Origin of the sequence: Magnetospirillum moscoviense, from assembly GCF_001650635.1 — a bacterium.
Classification (GTDB): domain Bacteria; phylum Pseudomonadota; class Alphaproteobacteria; order Rhodospirillales; family Magnetospirillaceae; genus Magnetospirillum; species Magnetospirillum moscoviense.
This window is the reverse complement of sequence record NZ_LWQU01000054.1, coordinates 1-20,323: the sequence shown is the minus strand read 5'-3', so window position 1 is coordinate 20,323 and position 20,323 is coordinate 1. Positions and strand designations below refer to the sequence as shown.

Sequence of the window (20,323 nt, the reverse complement as noted above, 5' to 3'; positions counted from 1 at the left end):
GATCGGACCGTCGCAATCGACGGTGCGCCAAGGTAAGGGTGACCCATGTTCCGCCGCTTGATCCTGTCCTTGACATTGTTGGCGCCGCTGGCCTTTGCCGCCTCGGCCGGCGCGCAAGACTTCGACCGCGTCGCCGCCGTGGTGAACGACGAGGCGATCTCGCTTCACGATGTCATCGCCCGGGTCAGGCTGTCGCTGGTTTCGGCCAACATCCCCGACAATGTCGACAACCGCCGCCGCGTCGTGCCGCAGGTCGTGCGCAAGATGATCGACGAACGCCTGCAGATGCAGGAAGCCAGTCGCCTGAAGATATCGATCACCGCCGGCGACATCGACACCGGCATCGGCATGATCGAGCAGCAAAACCGCATGCCCAAGGGCACATTGATACCCAACCTGACGCGGCAGGGGATCGAGGCCAGCACCATCCGCGAACAGATTCGCGCCGACCTGACCTGGATGCGGCTGATGACCCGGGCGATCCAGCCGCAGATCCGCATCGGCGAGGAAGAAATCACCGACCGGTTCGAGATCATGCGCGCCCGCCAGGGGCAGCCGGAATCGCTGCTGGCCGAAATCTACCTGCCGGTCGATTCCGCCGCCGCCGAGGACGAGGCCAAGCGACTGGGCGAAGGTCTGGTTGATCAGTTGCGCGCCGGCACCCCTTTCGCGGTCCTGGCAAGGCAATTCTCGCGCGCGCCGACCGCCGCCAATGGCGGCACCATGGGGTGGATGAACGAGACCGGCCTGGACGACGAAGTGGCCGCCATCGCCGCCAAGCTGACCAAGGGACAGGTGTCGCCCTTGACCCGCACCTCCAGCGGCTTTCACATCATCGCCCTGATCGACCAACGGATCGCCGGCCAGTTCGTCGATCCCGAGGCCAGCACCGTCACCTATTCGCGTATGATCCTGCCGATGCCGCAGGGGCCGGGCGCGCCGCCGCGCCAGCAATTGCTGGCCCAAGCCGCCAAGGTCTCGGCCGGAACCAAGAGCTGCGCCGAGTTCGACACCAACGCCCACCGGATCGGCGCCCTCAAGGTCGAACGGATCGGTCCGTCCACCTTGTCGGCGCTGAACGCCGAAACCCGCCAGATCCTGATGCCGGTCACGGTCAACCAGGTTTCCCAGCCCAACCTGACGACCGACGGCATCCAGGTGATGATGGTCTGTTCGCGCGACGAGGCGACCAAGGTCGCCGGCCTGACCCGCGATCAGGTCCGCCGGACCATCGAGGACGAGCGCCTGGACATGCTGTCGCGCCGCTATCTGCGCGATCTGCGCCGCCAGGCCTTCATCGACGTCCGCCTGTGATGATCGCCCCGCTGGCCGTGACCATGGGCGAGCCCGCCGGCATCGGCGGCGACATCGCCCTGAAGGCCTGGCTGCGGCGAAGCGAGGGTTTGCCCCCCTTCTTCATGATCGACCAGCCCGACCGTCTGCGGGCGCTGGCGGCCCGGCTGGGCCTGGACTGCCCGATCGTCACCATCGCCGACCCGGCCCAGGCCGCCGCCATCTTCCCCAAGGCCCTGCCGGTGCTGGCGCTTGACCTGCCGGTCATGGTCGCCCCCGGACATCCCGATCCGGCCAATGCCGGCGCCGTCGCCCGCGCCATCAGTTGGGCGGTCGAATTGTGCACCAAGGGCCAGGCGTCGGCACTGGTCACCAACCCGATTCACAAGGCGGTGATGACCCGGGGTGGCTTCACCTTTCCCGGCCACACCGAATATCTGGCCCATCTGGCCGGTCTGGACGGCCACGAGGTGATGATGCTGGCCTGCCCCGGCTTGCGGGTGGTGCCGGTGACCATCCATGTCGCCCTGACCGAGGCGATCCGCATGCTGAACCGCGAACTGATCGTCTCGGTCGGCACCCAGACCGCCCGCGCGCTCCGGGTCGATTTCGGCCTGGCCCGCCCGCGTCTGGCGGTTGCCGGGCTCAACCCCCACGCCGGCGAGGATGGCACAATGGGGCGCGAGGACATCGACATCGTCGCCCCGGCCATCGCCGACCTGCGGGCCGCCGGCATCGACGCGTTCGGGCCGTTGCCATCCGACACCTTGTTCCACGCCCGCGCCCGCCAGACCTATGACGCGGTGCTGTGCATGTATCACGACCAGGCGCTGATCCCCATCAAGACCATCGATTTCGACGGCGGCGTCAACATCACCCTGGGCTTGCCGTTCGTGCGCACCTCGCCCGATCACGGCACCGCTTTCGCGCTGGCCGGAACCGGCCAGGCGGTCGAGACCAGCCTGATGGCGGCCATCCGGACCGCCGCCGATATCGCGGCCAACCGGGCCGTTGCCTTGTCATGACCGACCGGCTTCCTCCGTTGCGCGAGGTGATCGCCGCCCATGGGCTGGCGGCGCGCAAGTCGCTGGGGCAGCACTTCCTGCTCGACCTCAATCTGACCGGTCGCATCGCGCGGGCGGCCGGCGACCTGGCCTTGGGCACCACCATCGAGATCGGCCCCGGTCCCGGCGGCCTGACCCGCGCGCTGCTGGACGCCGGGACCCGTCGCCTGATCGTCATCGAGCGCGACGACCGCGCTATCGCCATTCAGTCCGAGATCGCCGAGGCCTATCCCGGGCAGTTGGAGATCATCGCCGGCGACGCGCTGGAAATCGACGCCGCCAGCCTGGGCGAGGCGCCACGGCGTATCGTCGCCAATCTGCCCTACAACATCTCGACTGTGCTGCTGCTGCAATGGCTGCGTCAGGCCCGCGCCTTCGAAAGCCTGACCTTGATGTTCCAGAAAGAGGTGGTGGACCGCCTGGCGGCGGCTCCGCGTTCGCCCGATTACGGCCGCCTGTCGGTGATCACCCAGTGGCTGTGCGAGGTCCGGCCCTTGTTCAACATCGACCGGCGCGCCTTCACGCCGCCGCCCAACGTGATATCGACGGTGGTCCAATTGATTCCACGCCCGGAACCGTTGGCCCCGGCCCGGCTGGAGGTCCTGGAACGGGTCACCGCCGCCGCCTTCGGACAACGCCGCAAAATGCTGCGGTCCAGCCTGAAAGCACTGGGCGACGCCGAGGCGATCTTGGCCGCTGCGGCAATCCCCCCGACGCGCCGGGCCGAAGAATTGAGCGTCGCCGAGTTCTGCACAATCGCGCAAGTTGTTGGGTCATAAACTTTCCGGTAACCGACCCTGGGCTAATAGTCCATAGGGAGTAAGGGGACCAATGGGCTATCATTTGGCAATGCGCGGAAAGCCCGACCGAACCGGGAACTTGCCGCCTGCCGATATCGTCGGCATGCCGGCAGACCATTTGACGGAACTCCTTGACCAGGTTCTGGCCGAGGACGAGCCGGCGCGCCCGCGCCCGTCATCCAGCGGATTGCTTGCGGTCGCCGAGGCGGCTGCGCAAAACCTGCCCGACAAGTTTCCCGACGACGATTCCCTCCCGTCTGTGCCCGACATCGATTCCGACCTGTTGCCACAATTGCGGATCGCCCACGCGGTCCTGTCCAATCCCGATCTGATCGACGGCACGGGCGCCAACGCCGGCACCATCCTGGTCGAAGCCCCCCAATGGAACCGCCCAGCGCCTCCGCCGGCACGTTTCGCCCGCCGCAAGAAGGCGACTCAGGCCGAGCCGGCTCCGACGGCAGAGCTATCGCCACCACCACCACCGCCGCCGCTCGCCATCAATCTGGCGCAGGAAGCAGAGGCGGCCCTCGTGCTGGCCGAGGTCGGAAGCCGGCCCCTGACCGCCCCCGGGGGGTGGACGGCCGCGACCGACGGCCCCGGCACGCTCGACTTCCCCGACGCGCCCCCGACCGAATACCCGGTGTCCCTGGAAGCCGCGCTTGAATCCGTCGCCCCGGAGGCCGCAGCCTTCATCCCGGCGGCCAAGCCCGCCGATATGGACCTGCTGGCGCCGGGAAGCGACTTACGCCCCGAAGGCCGCAGCGTGCACCCGGTCCGGCGCCCACCGCCGACCCGACCCGGCCAGTCCGGCCCCGACCTCGACTTGTTGACGAATGTGGCGGCGGGGGAGACGGGTGCCGCAGGACAGAGCGACGCGGAAACGCCACCGTCGCTGTCGACGACCTTGGTCACGCCGCCTCGGCCCGCTTTGGCCAGCCCCCCGCGCAAGCCGCTGCGGCGCCCCCCGGCGGTGGAACCGGTTTCCGCCGAGCCCGTCGAGGCGCCCCCGCCGCCACCCCCGGCCCCGCCCACCACGATCGAGATGGTGGCCTCGCCGGTGCGAACACGCAAAAGGACCGTCGCGGCGAAGCCGGCCGCTGGTCGGCCGCCTGCACCATCGCTGTCCCAGGCGACACCGTCGCCGCCGGTCGAACCGCCCGCCCCCAGCCCGGCGGTGGCGGAGGCCGCGCCGCCTTTGGAACCGGCGAAGGCACCTGCGCCGCCACCGTCCATCAAGGCCAGCCTGAAGCCGTCCAAGCGCCCCCACGCGCCCAAAGCCGCCGCGGCGAAGCCGGCACAATCCCCGCCCCCAGTTCCGGCAGCAGCACCGGTGCCGGTCGTCGTCGCGCCGCCGCCTGCGGCATTGGCGCCTGCCGTCGCCCTGCAGGACAAGCCCGAGCCGCCCCCCGCGCGGGTGGTCGAGGCACCCGTTCCGCTGCCTGTTATCCCAGCGGCAGCGCCGCCGGTTGTCGAGCCGGCTGCGCCGCCGGTTGTCGAGCCGGCTGCGCCGCCAGTGGTCGAGGCGGCTGCGCCGCCAGTGGTCGAGCCCGCTCCGCAACCGGCGGCACAAGCCCCGCAACCAGCACCGGAACCCGCCGCGCCCGAAGTGGCGCTCGATCCAGCCGCGCCCGAAGCGGCGCCCGAACCGGTCGCCTCCCCTTCGGATCAGCCGGAATCGGGCCTGGCCGCCTGGGCCGAGGCGATCATCGCCGCCAACCGCGACGCGTTCGGCGCCCCCATCCCCCGCGTGGGATCAGGCGAGTTGCCGCCCAATCAGGAAGGGCTCGAGGCGTTGCTGGCCGATCCGCCGCCCGCCACCGACTTCGCCGCGCTGGACCTGCTGACCGCCACCTGGGGCAAGGCGACGGCGGGATCGGATCGACGCGCCCTGTTGGCCACCGCCTACAATCTCTGCCGCAATTTCGGGCTGCCCGGCAAACTGCCGATGGCGTCGTCGCGGGCATGGCGGATGCTGGATGCCCGCCTGTTTCGCGCCGACATCTCGAACCAGCTCAGCCGGATCGCCAATTTCATCGCCGATTGGCAGAAGACCCAGAAGACCTTCCTGATTCTCGAACATGGCGAGATCGAGCTGATCGAGTTCCTGTTCGAGTCGCTGGACCCGGCCACCGACCTTGACCAGATGGCGTCGGTGATGAATTTCAAGGTGCTGTCGAACCGACGCATGGGCCTGATCCGGCGCATTCCCTCGCGCCTGCGCAAAGAGGTCAACGCGATGTTGCCGGCCGGGCACCAGCAGGCCTTGCTGATGCTGGCCCATTACAAGGCCCTGCTGGAACGTCTGGCCGACCCCAACGGATTCGCCCCCATCGTCGAGACGGCCTCGAAGATGCTGGAGGAGATCGACAAGCTGATGAAGATTGCCGCAGCGGCAGCCGCGCCGCAATTGCCGCCGGGCCAGCCCCCCGGCGGGGGCCAGGCCCTGGGACGGATCGGTTAGGCCGTTCCCCGTGCAAAAGTACGCTGAGCGAAGCGAAGGACTTTTGCACGGACGCCTATAACGCCAACACCCGGCCGGAATGGATGGCCTTGGCCATGCCCATCAGCATGTCGACCACATCCTCGAAATCGCCCATGCGGTCGGTGTTGATGTTGATGTCGAAGGCGCTGGAATCCGACAGACGCGAGTGGAAGACCTCCCACACGAACTTGCCGCGCTGATGGTCGATTTCCTTGGCCTTGGCCAATTGCTCGGAGAACGAGCCGTGCCCCGAGGCGGCCATGCGGCGCGCGCACACTTCGGGCGAGCCGGTGATCCGGACCCTGAGCGCGCAGGCGTCGGTCAAAATGACGTGGGCGCCGCGCCCGACCAGGATGCCGCCCATGCGGCCCAGGCTCATCACCACCTTGATCAAGGTGTCGCGATAAGCGTCGGGGCCGACATCCTTGCCCGAGAACAGGCGGTACAGCCACATGTCCTTGGCCTTGCCGAACCCTTCGTCCAGCAGTTTGACGATGGCCGGATCGTCGTTCAAACGGACGGCGATTTCCTTCAAGACCGTCTCGTCATACAGGGGAATGCTCAGGCGCTGAGCCAGACGGGTAGCGATGATGTCGCCGCCCGACCCATAGTCGCGCGAGATGGTGACGACCGGTTGCTTCGGTTTGCGGGTGGTCGGTTCCTCGTGGGTGACCGTCGCCACCTCGGCCATGGCCGATATAACAGAGAGGATATTGGACATATTCGCCTCCCTCACCTGACAAGCCCATCATACGCCTGGGCCTGGGGTGCAGGAAGCGGCATCAACGCAGGGCGGCCATACCGTTGTTCGGGAAAAAGTCCCTCGGCTTCGCCTCGGTGACCTTTCCCCCGAGATTTAGACTCCTTCGCCGGTATCGTCGATCTCGGCCACCCGCAGCAGGTTGGTGGTGCCCGAACAGCCGAACGGCACGCCGGCGGTGATGACGATGCTGTCGCCCGGGCCGGCGAAGCCGTCCTTCTGCACCGCCTTGGCGGCACGTTCCAGCATCTCGCCGACATTGCGCACTTCCGGCCCCAGCACGCAATGCGCGCCCCACACCAAAGCCATCTGGCGGGCCACCTCGATGTTGGGGGTCAGGGACACGATCGGCTGTTCCGGCCGTTCACGGGCGGCGCGCAGCGTGGTCGAGCCCGACGCGGTATAGGTGATGATGCAGGCGGCCCCCAGGGTGTGGGCGACCTGACGGGCGGCGGCCGAGATGGCGTCGCGGGTGGTGGCGTTGGGCAGCGAGCGCGAGGCGTCGGTGATCAGGCGGTAATGGTCGTCCTTTTCCACCTGGACGATGATCCGGTGCATCATGGTCACGGCGTCGATGGGGTAATCGCCCGCCGCCGTTTCCCCCGACAGCATCACGGCGTCGGCGCCGTCATAGACGGCGGTGGCGACGTCGGACGCCTCGGCCCGGGTCGGGGTGGGGGCGTGGACCATGCTGTCCAGCATCTGGGTGGCGACCACCACCGGCTTGCCGGCGCAGCGACCGGCCTTGACGATCTTCTTTTGCAGGATCGGCACGGTCTCGGCCGGGCATTCGACGCCCAGATCGCCGCGCGCCACCATCACCGCGTCGGACAGGTCGATGATCTCGGCCAGGTGCTCGATCGCCGACGGCTTTTCCAGCTTCGACAGCAGGCGGACCCGATTGCCGACCTTGCGGTTGATCAGCTTGCGCGCTTCCAGGACGTCGGACGGGCGCTGCACGAACGACAGCGCGATCCAGTCGGCGCCCATGTCGACGGCGAAGTCCAGATCCAGCTTGTCCTTATCGGTCAAGGGCGAGATCGGCAAGATGACATTGGGGACGTTGACGCCCTTGTGGTTGGACAGGTCGCCGCCCACCAGCACCCGCATCTCGGCGAAATCCGAACCGTGATGTTCGACCCGCATGCGCAAGCGGCCGTCGTCCAGCAGCAGGTCGGTGCCGACGGTCAGGGCGGCGAAAACTTCCGGGTGCGGCAACGACACCCGCTCCTGGGTGCCCAGTTCGGACGACAGGTCGAAGCGGAAGGCGTCGCCGTTTTCCAGCCGGATCTTGCCATCGGCGAAATTGCCGACGCGCAGCTTCGGCCCCTGCAGGTCGGCCAGCACCCCGATCGGGCGCCCGCGTTCCTTTTCCAGCGCGCGGATGGCGTTGTAGCGTTCCTGGTGATCGGCGTGGCTGCCGTGGCTGAAATTCAGCCGAAAGACATCGGCGCCGGCGATGAACAGCCCCTCGATGGCCTGCGGGGTCGAACTGGCCGGCCCCAGGGTGGCAATGATTTTGGCGTTTCGTGACCTGCGCATGACGATATCCGTAGTCGTTTCAGGGCCATCTTGTTGTCGCGCGGCACCATAGCAGAGCCGGCGCCCCCGGCAAACCGCCCCGGTATGACGGTTTTCCCCCATCCCCCACGGGGTGGGTCAGCGTTCGGGGTGCCGGCACCAGGTCTCGCGCGTGGCCAGGGCGGCCACCAGCGCCACCGCCTGACAGGCCGGCAGGGTCGCCAACGCCATCTCCCAGGCGGCGGCGCCATAGACGCGGCTGCCGGCGATCACCATTCCTTCCCACCTAAGGTCGAGCAGCCAGCCGATCAAGGGCTGGAAGATGGCGCCCGAACTCATCGAGGCGGTGTTGATCACCCCCAAGGCGGCCCCCGAGGCCCACACCGGCACGTTCTCGCGCCCCGTGGCAAAGGACAGCACGAAGCCCGACGAGGCCATGCCCAACAGACACAGCAGCCCTTGGCGGACCAGCATCGGCAGCCCCGGCAGGTACAGGGCGGCGATGGTGAAGACCAGCGACAGGCCAGCGGCCGCCACCAGGGCCGGCTTGCGACGGCCCATGCGGTCGGAAATCCAGCCGGTCAGCGGCGAGCCGATCCCCCACGACACCAGCATCGCCGAGGTGGTGAAGGCGGCCTCGGCCCGGCTGGTGCCATGCACCTGCATCAGGAACGGCACGCCCCACAGGCCGGCGAAGGACAGCATCGGCGCGGCCATGGTCAGCGAATAAAGCCCCAGCAGCCAAGTCTGGCCCAAGGCCAGCACCCGGCGCAGACCGTCAAGCAGCGACGGCGCCCCGGCGGCAGAGCGCCGGCCGTTGGGACCGTCGCGCACGAACAGGGCCAGCACCAATGCCAGCAGTCCGGCGACCACCGCCGCCCCCCACATGGTGCCGCGCCACCCCACCGAAGCGACCGCCGCCGCCAGGGGCGCCTGGGCGCCGACGGCACCGGCCATGCCCATGGCCAGGGTCAGGCCGGTGATCATGGCGAAACGGTCGGCGGGGAACCACAGCGAGGCCAGCTTCAGGGCGCCGACCCAGGTGACGGCGGCGCCGACCCCGACCAGGCCGCGCCCGAGATAGGCGGCGGTCACACTGTCGGCGCTGGCGAACAGGGCGCTGCCGACGCATGAAAAGGCGGCGAACACCGCCAGCATCCGCCGGGGTCCGAAGCGGTCCAACAGCAGGCCGATGGGAATCTGCATCGGCGCGTAGGTGTAGAAATAAAGGCCCGACAGCATGCCGGCGATGGCGGCGCCGACCTGGAACTCGGCCATCATCTGGTCGACCATCACCGCGGGCGCCACCCGCTGGAAGAAGCCATAGCAGTAATAGCCGGCACCCAGGGCCCACATCGCCCAGGGCAACGCGCGAGGCGCGGTCACGACGGATCGCTGCCTTTGCGGACCTGTTCGTCGCGATAGGCGGCGACCACCCAATCCAGATGGGTCCGCATCGCCGCATTCGCCCGTTCGCTGTCGCCGGCCAGAATGGCGTCATGGACGGCGCGGTGATGGGTCAGGATGGTCTGGTCGTCGGCCTGGGTCGGGAACATCTCGTAACGATGGACGTCCAGCATCTTTTGCAAGATGCCGCGGAAGGTCCCCATCACATGCATCAGCACCGCCGAGCCCGCGGCCTTGGCGATGGCCAGGTGGAAGCGGATGTCGTTCTCGGTCTTGTGCTTACCGGCGGCGATGTCGGCTTCCATCTTGTCCATGATCGCCGACAGCTCGGCCCGCTGCGCCGCCGTGGCGTTGCTGGCGGCGCGGCCGGCGCCCCACACCTCGATGATGCAGCGCAGTTCGGCCAGGTCGGCCAGGTTCTGGTGGTTGACCCGGATCAACTCGGCCAGGCTGGGGTCCATGCTGGCGGCGTTCGACACCACCCGGGTCCCGCCACCTTGGACGGCGGCCAGAAAGCCCTGGGTCTTCAACCCCTGCAGGGCGGCGCGCACCGACACGCGCGACACCTCCATCTCCTCGGCCAACTGGCGCTCGCCCGGCAGGCGTTGGCCGGGCGCCCACTCGCCCGAGGCGATGCGGGCCAGGATCTGATCGGCGACACGATCCGAGATACGGACGCGGGCCTCGGCGGTGGCAGCATTGGTTCTGGTCATACCATTGATGGTGCCGACGCAGGCGCCCGACTGTCAAGCCCGCAGGGACCTTCGGGCCAGATGAATGCCGAACAGGACCACCAGGCCGCCGGTCAGTTCCATCGCCCCCAGCCGTTCGCCGAACAAGATCCAGGCGACGGCGGCGGCGACCACCGGCTGGACCAGCAGGACCACCGCCCCCAGGGTCGAGGGCACATGGGCCAGCCCCCAGGCGATCAATCCCTGCCCGGCCACCTGGCCCAGAAGTGCCAGCCCGACCACCACCGCCCACCCGCGCGCCGTCTCGGGCCAGATGGACTCGCCCAGCGCCAGGGCGGCGGCGAAAGCCACCACCGAGCCGGCCGCCCCGCCGGCCAGCATGACCAGCGGCATCGACAGCCTGGCCCGCAGGCGCCCGACGCTCAGGATATAGGCGCCATAGAAGGCCCCCGACAGCAGGGACAGCCCGTCACCGGCGACGCGGTCGAGCGAGAGGCGAAAACTCGAGCCGACCAGCAAGGCGGCGCCGGCCATCGCCACCACCAGGGCTGCCAGGAAGCGGCGGTTGGGGGCCTGGCCCCAGACCAGCCAGGCGCCGATCGCCACGAAGACCGGCGCGGTATTGGAAAACAAGGTGGCATTGGCGATGGTGGTCAGCCAGATCCCCAGGTGCCACACCGTCAGGTCGGCGGCGAAGAAGAATCCCGACGCCGCCATGCCACCCCAGGCCGTGGCCTCGCCCGGCAGGGGCCGGCGTTGCCACGCCACCACCAGGGCGAACACCGGCAGCGACCACAGCAGGCGATGAAAGCCGGTGGCGACCGGTCCGATCTCGGACAGCCGCACCAGAATCGGCGCGAAGCCGATGCAGCCAGCCCCAAAGATCAGCGCGGCGAAGCCCAACCGGGACGATGTGGTTTCCATGGTTTCGCTGATAGCACGAACGCCCTTGGCCCGGCAGTCCAATAACGAACCGACAGGGCTGGAATGCAAAGGCTGCCGGCCTGAAATCCGGCGATCGGAGTACCATATGGGATAGACGGCCATCTTCCGAGGGAGGATGCCATGCGCCGCTTATTTCAAGCTTTGATCGCCGCCCTGATCGCCTTGACGGCTGCCGGTCCGGCCATCGCCCAAGACGATATCGGCACCAACGCCAACCCGTCGGTCGCCGCCAAGGGCGGCTGGTGGGAAATCGACAATTCCGGCACCAACGGCCGACCGGCCTTCGGCGCGGAATTCGCCATCGACAATCTGGGCTTCGCCCCCACCTACGGCAAACTGCACCACATGTTCTCGTGGAACCATTCCGACCAGGACGGGCTGGAACTGAACAGCGCCGAGTGGAATGTCCATTGGATGGTGGAAGCCAGGCCCAATCTGTGGATCGGACTGGGTCCCGGCCTGGGCTGGGTGTGGGCCGACGGCAAAAATCTCGACGATACGCTGGGCCTGCAATTGGGCGGTTCGGCCCATTCCTATGTCGGCAACGCGATCTTCGGGATCGAGACCCGCTATCAATGGACCGAGGCCGACAGCCTGGACAACTGGCTGACCATGGTCAGTGTGGGTTATCGCTTCTAAAGCCAAGCGGATTGATGCGGCTTTATCGGCACCAGTCCGCTTGACTGGCGTCAATTATCGCAGCTGCGTTGTCGGATATTAACGGCGAACCACAACGAAACGAGGTCCGCCATGCCCAAGACCGACACCTACCGCAAGCATCACGACGATTTGCGCGCCATCGCCGCCCGGCTGGAAACCCACCTGGACGCTGCGGCCATCGCCGACAATCCCGCCGCCGTCGCGACGGTGGTGCGCGAATTGTTCGGCAAATTCTCGGTCCACCTGGCCATCGAGGACAACACCCTTTACCCCAGTTGCCTGGCCCACGCCGACCTGAAGGTGCGCGACACCGCGCGGCGCTTCCAGGCCGAGATGGGCGATCTGGGCCAGGATTTCGACACCTACAAGAAGGCGTGGCCCGGCCCGCTGGCCATCGCCCGCGACCCCGTGGGCTTCGTCACCGCCAGCCGCGACATGCTGACCCGGTTGAAGGCGCGGGTCGCCCGCGAAGAGGCCGAATTTTACGCCCTGGTCGACAAGGCCGCCTGATCCCCTTGCCTTATGGGGGCGAAGATGGTGTCATCCGCCCCCCATGAGACAGCTTGCCGCCCTTGCCCTGATCGCCCTGTGGCTGACGCCCGCCCGCGCCGCCGAGCAGCATTCGCCCGCCACCCTGGTCATCGACGCGGGCAGCGGACGGGTGCTGCTTGAGGACCGGGCCGGCCAGCCCCGTCACCCGGCGTCGCTGACCAAGCTGATGACCGTCTATGTCGCCTTCACCGAGCTTGCCGCCGGAAGAGTATCGCCCGACACCCGTCTGACGGTTTCGGACGCCGCCGCCGCCCAGGGCGGCTCGGTGCTGGGACTGAAGGCCGGCCAGACGCTGACCCTGGCCGAGGCGCTGCGCGCCGTGGTGGTCCGTTCCGCCAACGACGCGGCGGTGGCGGTGGCCGAGCATCTGGCCGGGTCCGAACCGGCTTTCGCCACCCGCATGACCCGCGAGGCGGCCCGCCTGGGCATGAACGCCACCCGCTTCGCCAACGCCACCGGCCTGACCGCCGCCGGCCACCTGACCACCGCCCGCGACATGGCCCTGCTGGCCCTGGCTTTGAAGCGCGATTTCCCCGACCGCTGGTCGCTGTTTTCCGCCCGCGAGGTCGAATGGCGCAAGAACCGCCTGCCCACACTCAACGGCTTCCTGACCGCCTATCAAGGCGCCGAGGGCATGAAGACCGGCTTCACCTGTCCGGCCGGCTATAACCTGACCGCCGCCGCCAGCCGGGGCGGTCGCCAGGCCATCGCCGTGGTGATGGGCGCGGCCAGCAAGGAACAGCGCCTGGCCCTGGCCGCCCGGCTGATGGACCGCGCCTTCAATGGCGCGACGGAAGGCACGGCGCTGGTGCAATTGGCCAACCTGCCGGGACCGGCCCCCGATTTGTCGTCGGATTCCTGCCGGGGCGGCGTGCCGGGCGACAGCTTTGCCCTGCCCAAGGCGCCGGCCGGCTGGGCCATCGAGGTGGCGTTCGGACGCGACCGCGCCACGGTGGCTCGTGAATTGGCGCGCGAGGCCAAGGCCCTGCGGGCGGAACTGGCCGGCGGCACCCCGATCGTGACGGTTCGTCCGTTCGATGGCGGCTTGCGCTATCGCGGCCTGATCACCGGGCTGAAAGAGGAAAAGGCCGTCCCCGCCTGCCTGCGCCTGCGCCAGCACGGCGAGGAACGCTGCCTGACCCTGTCGCCCACCGCCGTCGAAGGCGCCATCGACACCGAGCGCCGTTGGCGGATGTACGCGGCGCGCTAAATCATGCCCCTCGCCGGGCGCCGCCTCCGGCGGCTTGGCTGCGGCCGCAATGGCCGCCGCGCGGGGCGTGATTTGGCCAAATCACCCCCGCGTTAGACCCTTACTCGAAGGCACAGCCCGGCTTGACGCCGAACTTCTTCAGGATCATCGCCAGCGGGCAGAAGCCGGTGAAGGCCGCCTGCAGCAGGTTGGCGCCGACGAAGGCCACCATCAGCAGCCAATAGACCGAATGAACCTGGCTCAAACCCAGGCTGATCAGGATGACGGTGCCGGCAAAAGCGAAGACGACGCGATCGATGCTCATGGTTTATCCTTATTTGCCAAATGGGTCGTGTATTGCTTGAAAATTAGCGCAAGCTAATATATATGTCAAGGGAACCCTTCGCGAAAGAGTCCGCCATGCCCGCCCTCGCCCGTCTTTCCGCCCTGGTGCTGCTGTGCGCCGCAAGCCCCGTCCTGGCCGGCGAGGCGACCATCGAGGTTCGGCCCCTGGACGATGTCAAGGCGGTGTTCGCCACCGTCGAAAGCGTCGATGAGGTGCTGGCCCGCGCCCGCATCGGCGGAACGGTGTCGGCCCTGCTGGTGGACGAGGGAACGCAGGTCAAGGCCGGCGAGCGCATCGCCGCCGTGGGCGACCCCAAGCTGGCTTTGACCACCGCCGGCATCGCCGCCAAGCTGAAGGCGTCCGAGGCCGAGCGCGACCTGGCCGCCATCGAGCATCGCCGGGCCCAGGACCTGTTAGCCAAGGGGGCCGCCACCAAGGCCCGAGTCGAGGACGCCGCGACGCGCCTGGAAGTGGCCAACCGGGCCATCGCCGCCATCCGCGCCGAGGTCCAGGTCTCGGCCGAGCGTTCGGGCGAGGGCGCGGTGCTGGCGCCCAAGGCCGGCCGGGTCTTGAAGGTCCACGTCACCGAGGGCAGCGTCGTGCTGCCCGGCGAGACCATCGCCACCATCGCCGCCGAGAATTACGTGCTGCGTCTGGCCCTGCCGGAACGCCACGCCCGCTTCATCAAGCAAGGCGATTCCGTCGAGGTCGGCGCCCGCGCCCTGGGCGCCGCCGACGCCGCCCTGCGCCCCGGCACCGTGCGCCAGGTCTATCCCCGCATCGAGGACGGAAGGGTCTTCGCCGATGTCGCCGTCGAGGGGTTGGACAGCTTCTTCGTCGGTGAACGGGTGCCGGTCCACATTTCCACCGGCAAGCGCCCGGCCATCATCGTGCCGCGTGAAGCGATCAGCCGGCGCATGGGCGTCGATCTGGTCACCGTCAAGGGTGTCGGCGCCGTCGCCGTGCAATTGGGTGCCCCCACCGCCGACGGGATCGAGGTGATGAGCGGCCTGAAATCCGGCGATGTGGTGACGTGGTGAGCGCCATGAAGCTGGGCCTGTCGGGGCAGCTTGCCCGCGCCTTCATCCGCTCGCCGATGACGCCCCTGCTGCTGCTGGCGGCGCTGGCGGTCGGCCTGATCGCCCTGACCGCGCTGCCGCGTGAGGAAGAGCCGCAGATCAGCGTGCCGATGGTCGACATCATCATCGAGGCCGGCGGCCTGAAGGCCGCCGACGCCGCCGAGCTGGTCACCAAGCCGCTGGAGACCATCGTCAAGGGCATCGACGCCGTCGAGCATGTCTATTCCCAGACCTGGGACGACCGCGTGGTGGTGACCACCCGCTTCAAGGTCGGCACCTCGGAAGATGCCGCCATCTTGCGGGTGCACGAACAGGTGCGCGCCAATCTGACCGGCCTGCCCACCGGCATCCGCGAGCCGCTGATCGTCGGCCGCGGCATCAACGACGTCGCCATCATCGTCCTGACCTTGTCGGCCAAGCCCGAGGCGGCCGACCGCTGGGACGATTCCGCCCTGTTCCGCATCGCCGAGGAATTGCGCTCGGAACTGGTCAAGGTCGAGGATGTCGGCCTGACCTATGTGGTCGGCGGCCGCAAGGACCAGATCCGGATCGAGCCCGACCCCGAGGCCTTGGCCCTTTACGGCATCACCTTGAACCAGCTGGTCACCAAGATCGAGGCAGCCAACCGCTCGTTCGTGGCAGGAGCCGTGCGCGAGGCCGGTCGCTTCCTGCCGGTGGTCGGCGGCCAGACCCTGAAGGGCGTGCCGGAAATCGCCAATTTGCTGCTGCTGGCCCGTGACGGCCGCCCGGTCTATGTCAAGGACGTCGCCCGCGTGGTGATCGGCCCCGAACACCGCGAGCAGCGCGCCTGGCACCTGGAAAGGGCGGCCGACGGCACGCTGACCCGGGTGCCGGCGGTCAGCCTGGCCATCGCCAAGCGGGCCGGGGCCAACGCCGTGCTGGTGGCCGACCAGATCACCGAACGCCTGACCGCCATCCAGGGCCGGGTGGTGCCGGCCGAGATCGCCATCAAGACCACCCGCAATTACGGCGAGACCGCGTCGGACAAGGCCGACGAGCTGCTGTTCCATCTGGGCCTGGCCACGCTTTCCATCGTCGTGCTGATCACCTGGGCCTTGGGCTGGCGCGAGGGACTGGTGGTCGCCCTGGTGGTCCCCTCGACCATCCTGCTGACCCTGTTCGCCTCGTGGCTGTTGGGCTACACCATCAACCGGGTGTCGCTGTTCGCCCTGATCTTCTCGATCGGCATCCTGGTGGACGACGCCATCGTGGTGGTGGAAAACATCGTCCGCCATTGGGGCCTGAAACCGGGCGCCGACCGTGCCGACACCGCCATCGCCGCCGTCGCCGAGGTCGGCAACCCCACCATCGTCGCCACGCTGACCATCATCGCCGCCCTGTTGCCGATGATGTTCGTCTCGGGCCTGATGGGGCCGTACATGAGCCCGATCCCGGCCAACGCCTCGTCGGCGATGATGTTCTCGTTCTTCGTCGCCGTCATCATCACGCCGTGGCTGTTGCTGAAGATCGCTGGCCGCGCCAGCGCGCCCACCCATCACGGCCATGCCGACCGGCTGGAAGGCTTCTATCGCCGCCTGGCCCGGCCGCTGCTGAACGGCCGCTCGCCGTCCAAGAAGCTGCTGGCCGGGGTCACCATCGCCACCGTGCTGGCCATGACCATGTTCCCGCTGAAGGCGGTGACGGTGAAGCTTTTGCCGTTCGACAACAAAAGCGAGCTGCAGGTGGTGATCGACCTGCCCGAGGGCGCCACCTTCGAGGACACCGACCGCGCCCTGCTGGCCGCAGCAGGACGCCTGGCATCCCTGCCCGAGCTGGTGTCGATCCAGTCCTATGCCGGCACCGCCGCGCCGTTCAACTTCAACGGCCTGGTCCGCCATTCCTTCCTGCGGGCCAGCCCCGAGCTGGGCGACCTGCAACTGAACCTGACCAGCCGCCACGACCGCGACCGGGCCAGCCACGCCATCGCGCTGGATGTCCGCGCCCGCCTGCAGGGCCTGGACGTCCCCGAAGGCACCTCGGTCAAGGTGGTCGAGGTCCCGCCCGGCCCGCCGGTTCTCGCCACCTTGCTGGCCGAGATCTACGGCCCCGATGCCGAGACCCGGCGCGCCGCCGCCGCCAAGGTCCGCGACGCCTTTCGCCAGGTCGATTTCGTCGTCGATGTCGATGATTCGCTGGCGGCGCCGTGGCTGCGCCTGCACGTCTCGATCGATCAGGAACGGCTGGAATTCTTCGGGGTCGAACAGCAGGCGGTCTATGACACCATCCAGGCCCTGATGGGCGGCATCCGTGTCGGCTATTCCCATCGCGGCGAAGGGGCGGTGCCCAAGGACATCGTCATCGCCCTGGCCCCGGGCGACAAGCATCCCGGCGAATTGCTGGCCAACACCCCGGTCCCTGCCCGCAAGGGCACTGTCGAACTGGGCGACGTGGTCGAGGTCAGCTATGAAGCCGCCAGCCCGCCGATCTTCCGCCGTGACGGCCGCTTCGCCGAAATGGTCACCGCCGAGCTGGCCGGCCGCACCGAGGCGCCGATCTACGGCATGTTCGCCGTCGAGGACAAACTGGCAGGCGACATCACCATCAAATATCACGGCCAGCCGGCCGACGAATCGAAGCCGACCCTGCTGTGGGACGGCGAATGGGAAATCACCTATGTCACCTTCCGCGACATGGGGGCCGCCTTCGGGGTGGCGATCCTAGGGATCTATCTGCTGGTGGTCGCCCAATTCGGCAGCTTCCGCCTGCCGCTGGTGATCCTGGTGCCGGTGCCCCTGACCCTGATCGGCATCGTCATCGGCCACATGCTGTTCGGTGCGCCCTTCACCGCCACCTCGATGATCGGCTTCATCGCCCTGGCCGGCATCATCGTGCGCAACTCGATCCTGCTGGTCGATTTCATCCGTCACCGGCTGGCCGAGGGCGCCTCGATCCGCCAGGCGGTGCTGGATTCCGGGGCCACCCGCTTCAAGCCCATCGCCCTGACCGCCGCCGCCGCCATGATCGGAGCCGCCTTCATCCTGGCCGATCCGATCTTCCAGGGTCTGGCCATCAGTCTGGTGTTCGGCCTGGCCTCGTCAACCGCGCTGACATTGCTGGTCATACCGGCCCTTTATGTTTGGTTGCGCGACGACGGCCGGGCTCTACCGCCGGCCTGATCGGACGGGAATTAACCGGGGTGAATGCCTTGTAAATGTTGCATCCCATCGGGTCATCACCGTATGCTCCCGGCGATGAGCACAGTCGCCGGCACCCGCGGCGATCCCGGAGCAAATGACTGCATGATCCAGCCCCATGGTGACGGGGTGCCCCTGTCCGTACCGGAACAGTCCGACGACTGGGTCCATCAGATTGTCCACGGCACGCCGGTCCCGACCTTCGTCATCGATGCCAATCACCGCGTCACCCACTGGAACCCCGCCTGCGAGGCGGTGACCGGGTGTCCGGCCTCGGCGGTCATCGGCACCGACCGGTCGTGGGCGCCGTTCTACGCCAAGCAACGCCCGGTGATGGCCGACCTGATCGTCGATGGCATCCTGGCCGAGCAGGTCGATACCTATTACGGCGGCAAGTGCCGTCGCTCGGTGACCGTCCCCGGCGCCTGGGAGGCCGAGGATTTCTTCGCCCATTTCCCCGGCGGCGGCAAATGGCTGTCCTTCACGGCGGCGCCCCTGACGGATTGCGACGGCACCGTGGTCGGCGCCATCGAGACCTTGCGCGACATCACCGCCGAGAAGCGGGCCGCACAGGCCCTGCGCGAAAGCGAACACCGCCTGGCCGCCATCGTCGAGGGCAGCCCGGTGCCGATGTTCGTCATCGACGAGGACCACAAGGTCACCCATTGGAACAAGGCCTGCGAGGCGATCATCGGCCTGTCCAAGGAACAGATGGTCGGCACCAGCGACCAGTGGCGGCCGTTCTATCCCGAGGCCCGGCCGGTGATGGCCGATCTGGTGGTCGCTTCCGACACCGAATCCAAGGTCGCCACCCATTACGACGGCAAGTACAAGCCGTCGGAGCTGATCGACGGCGCCTGGGAAGCCATCGACCATTTCCCCTATTGCCGTGGCGGCGCCCGCTGGCTTTACTTCACCGCCGCCCCCTTGCGCGGGTTGGACGGGCGCGTGGTCGGCGCCGTCGAGACGCTGCAAGACATCAGCGCCCAGAAGAATTATGAGCGGCAGCTGGAACACCAGGCCACCCACGATTCCCTGACCGGCCTGGCCAACCGCTTCCTGTTCGAGGACCGCCTGACCCAGGCCCTGGCGCAGTCCAGGCGCACCGAAACCCTGATCGGCCTGCTGTTCATCGATCTCGACCATTTCAAGGTGATCAACGACACGCTGGGCCATGCGGCCGGCGACAAGGTGGTGCAGACCACGGCCCAGCGCATCGCCAAGGCGGTGCGGGCCGGCGATACCGTCGCCCGTCTGGGCGGCGACGAATTCGCCATCTTGCTGGTCGCCCCCGAATCGGAAAACGTCGTCGCCGACATCATCGGGCGCCTGATCGTCGATGTCAGCGCGCCCATCGAGGTCGATGGCCAGGAGCTGGTGGTCGGCTGCAGCATCGGCGCGGCGCTGTCGCCCCGCGACGGCACCTCGGGCCAGGACCTGCTGATGCATGCCGACGCCGCGATGTACCGGGCCAAGGAATCCGGGCGCTCGACCTTCCAGTTCTTCACCCGCGAGATGAACGACCAGGCCTGCGAGCGCATGACCGTCGAACGCGACCTGCGCCGCGCCCTGGAGAACGACGAGTTCGAACTGTTCTTCCAGCCGCAGGTCAATTTATTCACCGACACCATCATCGGCGCCGAAGGCCTGTTGCGCTGGCACCACCCGACCTTGGGCATGGTGTCGCCGGACCGCTTCATCCCGGTCGCCGAGGAAACCGGTCTGGTGCTGCCGTTGGGCCGCTGGGTCATCGACCAGGCCTGCCGCCTGGGCCGGGACTGGACCGCCGACGGACGGCGCCTGCGCATCTCGGTCAATTTGTCGGCCCGCCAGTTCCACGACCCCGGCCTGGTCCGGCAGGTGCAAGCGGCGATGGCCCGCTGGGGCACCGATTCCCTGGCCTTCGACCTGGAACTGACCGAAAGCACGGTGATGAAGGACACCGCCGCCGCCGCCGCCATCCTGAGCCGGCTGAAGGACCAGGGCGTCCGGCTGTCGATGGACGATTTCGGCACCGGCTATTCCAGCCTGGGCCAATTGCGCGCCTTCCCCTTCGACATGATCAAGATCGACCGGTCCTTCATCATGGACCTGCATTCCGGCCACGGCGCCGAGGCGGTGGTGCGCGCCATCATCGGCCTGGCGGAATCCTTGAACCTGGCGGTGATCGCCGAAGGGGTCGAGACCGAGCGCCAGCGCGACTTCCTGCGGGCCGAGGGTTGCATCGAGGCCCAGGGATTCCTCTACAGCAAGGCGGTACCGGCCGCCGAATTCGGCCGGTTGCTGAACCGTTCCCCATGAAAAAGTCCCTCGGCTTCGCCTCGGTGTACTTTTCCCCGATTTTGTTTGGAAACCCCGTGCTCAAGCAAGCTTTCCGC

Annotated in this window: 16 protein-coding genes; 10 read left to right on the top strand and 6 right to left on the bottom strand. The window is 68.0% G+C overall.

From position 1 onward, the window contains the following. Window positions 1-45: 45 nt before the first annotated feature. The 4 genes from A6A05_RS02870 to A6A05_RS02855 all read left to right on the top strand — a co-directional run bounded on the left by A6A05_RS02870 (window position 46) and on the right by A6A05_RS02855 (window position 5,618). Entirely contained in the window at window positions 46-1,314 is a 1,269-nt protein-coding gene (locus A6A05_RS02870) for a peptidylprolyl isomerase (RefSeq protein ID WP_068497288.1), read from the top strand. Next, window positions 1,314-2,318 (top strand): 4-hydroxythreonine-4-phosphate dehydrogenase PdxA, encoded by a 1,005-nt coding sequence (gene pdxA / locus A6A05_RS02865; RefSeq protein ID WP_068497286.1) that lies wholly within the window; start codon window positions 1,314-1,316, stop codon window positions 2,316-2,318. The genes A6A05_RS02870 and pdxA overlap by 1 nt, the downstream gene beginning before the upstream one ends. Then, window positions 2,315-3,136 (top strand): 16S rRNA (adenine(1518)-N(6)/adenine(1519)-N(6))-dimethyltransferase RsmA, encoded by an 822-nt coding sequence (rsmA, locus tag A6A05_RS02860; protein ID WP_068497283.1) that lies wholly within the window; start codon window positions 2,315-2,317, stop codon window positions 3,134-3,136. The genes pdxA and rsmA overlap by 4 nt, the downstream gene beginning before the upstream one ends. 100 nt (window positions 3,137-3,236) lie before the next feature. Next, a complete protein-coding gene (locus tag A6A05_RS02855; protein WP_156520861.1) occupies window positions 3,237-5,618 on the top strand; it encodes a hypothetical protein in 2,382 nt (793 codons plus the stop codon). A gap of 55 nt (window positions 5,619-5,673) precedes the next feature. Here the strand turns inward: A6A05_RS02855 and A6A05_RS02850 are convergent, their stop codons facing one another. From A6A05_RS02850 to A6A05_RS02830, 5 genes are all read right to left on the bottom strand, one after another. After that, entirely contained in the window at window positions 5,674-6,360 is a 687-nt protein-coding gene (locus tag A6A05_RS02850; RefSeq protein WP_068497280.1) for a cytidylate kinase-like family protein, read from the bottom strand. Between the two features lie 135 nt (window positions 6,361-6,495). After that, a complete protein-coding gene (pyk, locus tag A6A05_RS02845) occupies window positions 6,496-7,941 on the bottom strand; it encodes a pyruvate kinase (RefSeq protein WP_068497277.1) in 1,446 nt (481 codons plus the stop codon). Between the two features lie 117 nt (window positions 7,942-8,058). After that, window positions 8,059-9,306, bottom strand: a complete 1,248-nt coding sequence (locus A6A05_RS02840; protein ID WP_156520860.1) for an MFS transporter — start codon at window positions 9,304-9,306, stop codon at window positions 8,059-8,061. Continuing rightward, a complete protein-coding gene (locus A6A05_RS02835; protein ID WP_068497272.1) occupies window positions 9,303-10,040 on the bottom strand; it encodes a FadR/GntR family transcriptional regulator in 738 nt (245 codons plus the stop codon). Before A6A05_RS02835 ends, A6A05_RS02840 begins: the two co-directional genes overlap by 4 nt. Window positions 10,041-10,073: 33 nt before the next feature. Next, a complete protein-coding gene (locus tag A6A05_RS02830) occupies window positions 10,074-10,943 on the bottom strand; it encodes a DMT family transporter (RefSeq protein WP_068497269.1) in 870 nt (289 codons plus the stop codon). Window positions 10,944-11,084: 141 nt separating this feature from the next. Here A6A05_RS02830 and A6A05_RS02825 point away from each other — a divergent pair, with 141 nt between their 5' ends. The 3 genes from A6A05_RS02825 (at window position 11,085) to A6A05_RS02815 (ending at window position 13,386) form a co-directional block, all read left to right on the top strand. Continuing rightward, window positions 11,085-11,603: a hypothetical protein gene (locus A6A05_RS02825; RefSeq protein ID WP_068497267.1), complete on the top strand. Its 519-nt coding sequence runs from the start codon at window positions 11,085-11,087 to the stop codon at window positions 11,601-11,603. Between the two features lie 111 nt (window positions 11,604-11,714). Further along, window positions 11,715-12,134, top strand: a complete 420-nt coding sequence (locus A6A05_RS02820) for a hemerythrin domain-containing protein (protein WP_068497265.1) — start codon at window positions 11,715-11,717, stop codon at window positions 12,132-12,134. Window positions 12,135-12,177: 43 nt separating this feature from the next. After that, the gene (locus tag A6A05_RS02815; RefSeq protein ID WP_068497263.1) at window positions 12,178-13,386 is read left to right on the top strand and encodes a D-alanyl-D-alanine carboxypeptidase family protein; all 1,209 of its coding nucleotides are present in this window, start codon (window positions 12,178-12,180) and stop codon (window positions 13,384-13,386) included. 100 nt (window positions 13,387-13,486) lie between these two features. Here the strand turns inward: A6A05_RS02815 and A6A05_RS02810 are convergent, their stop codons facing one another. Continuing rightward, window positions 13,487-13,690, bottom strand: coding sequence for a YgaP family membrane protein (locus tag A6A05_RS02810; RefSeq protein WP_068497261.1), 204 nt, complete (start codon window positions 13,688-13,690; stop codon window positions 13,487-13,489). Between the two features lie 95 nt (window positions 13,691-13,785). On the opposite strand from A6A05_RS02810, the gene A6A05_RS02805 reads away from it, so the two are divergent. The 3 genes from A6A05_RS02805 to A6A05_RS02795 all read left to right on the top strand — a co-directional run bounded on the left by A6A05_RS02805 (window position 13,786) and on the right by A6A05_RS02795 (window position 20,246). After that, a complete protein-coding gene (locus tag A6A05_RS02805) occupies window positions 13,786-14,751 on the top strand; it encodes an efflux RND transporter periplasmic adaptor subunit (RefSeq protein ID WP_156520859.1) in 966 nt (321 codons plus the stop codon). 5 nt (window positions 14,752-14,756) lie between these two features. Continuing rightward, window positions 14,757-17,927 carry an efflux RND transporter permease subunit gene (locus tag A6A05_RS02800; protein ID WP_156520865.1) on the top strand — a complete coding sequence of 1,057 codons (3,171 nt, stop codon included), beginning with the start codon at window positions 14,757-14,759 and terminating at the stop codon, window positions 17,925-17,927. A gap of 123 nt (window positions 17,928-18,050) precedes the next feature. Beyond that, the gene (locus tag A6A05_RS02795) at window positions 18,051-20,246 is read left to right on the top strand and encodes a sensor domain-containing protein (RefSeq protein WP_068497254.1); all 2,196 of its coding nucleotides are present in this window, start codon (window positions 18,051-18,053) and stop codon (window positions 20,244-20,246) included. The last annotated feature ends 77 nt before the right edge of the window (window positions 20,247-20,323 follow it).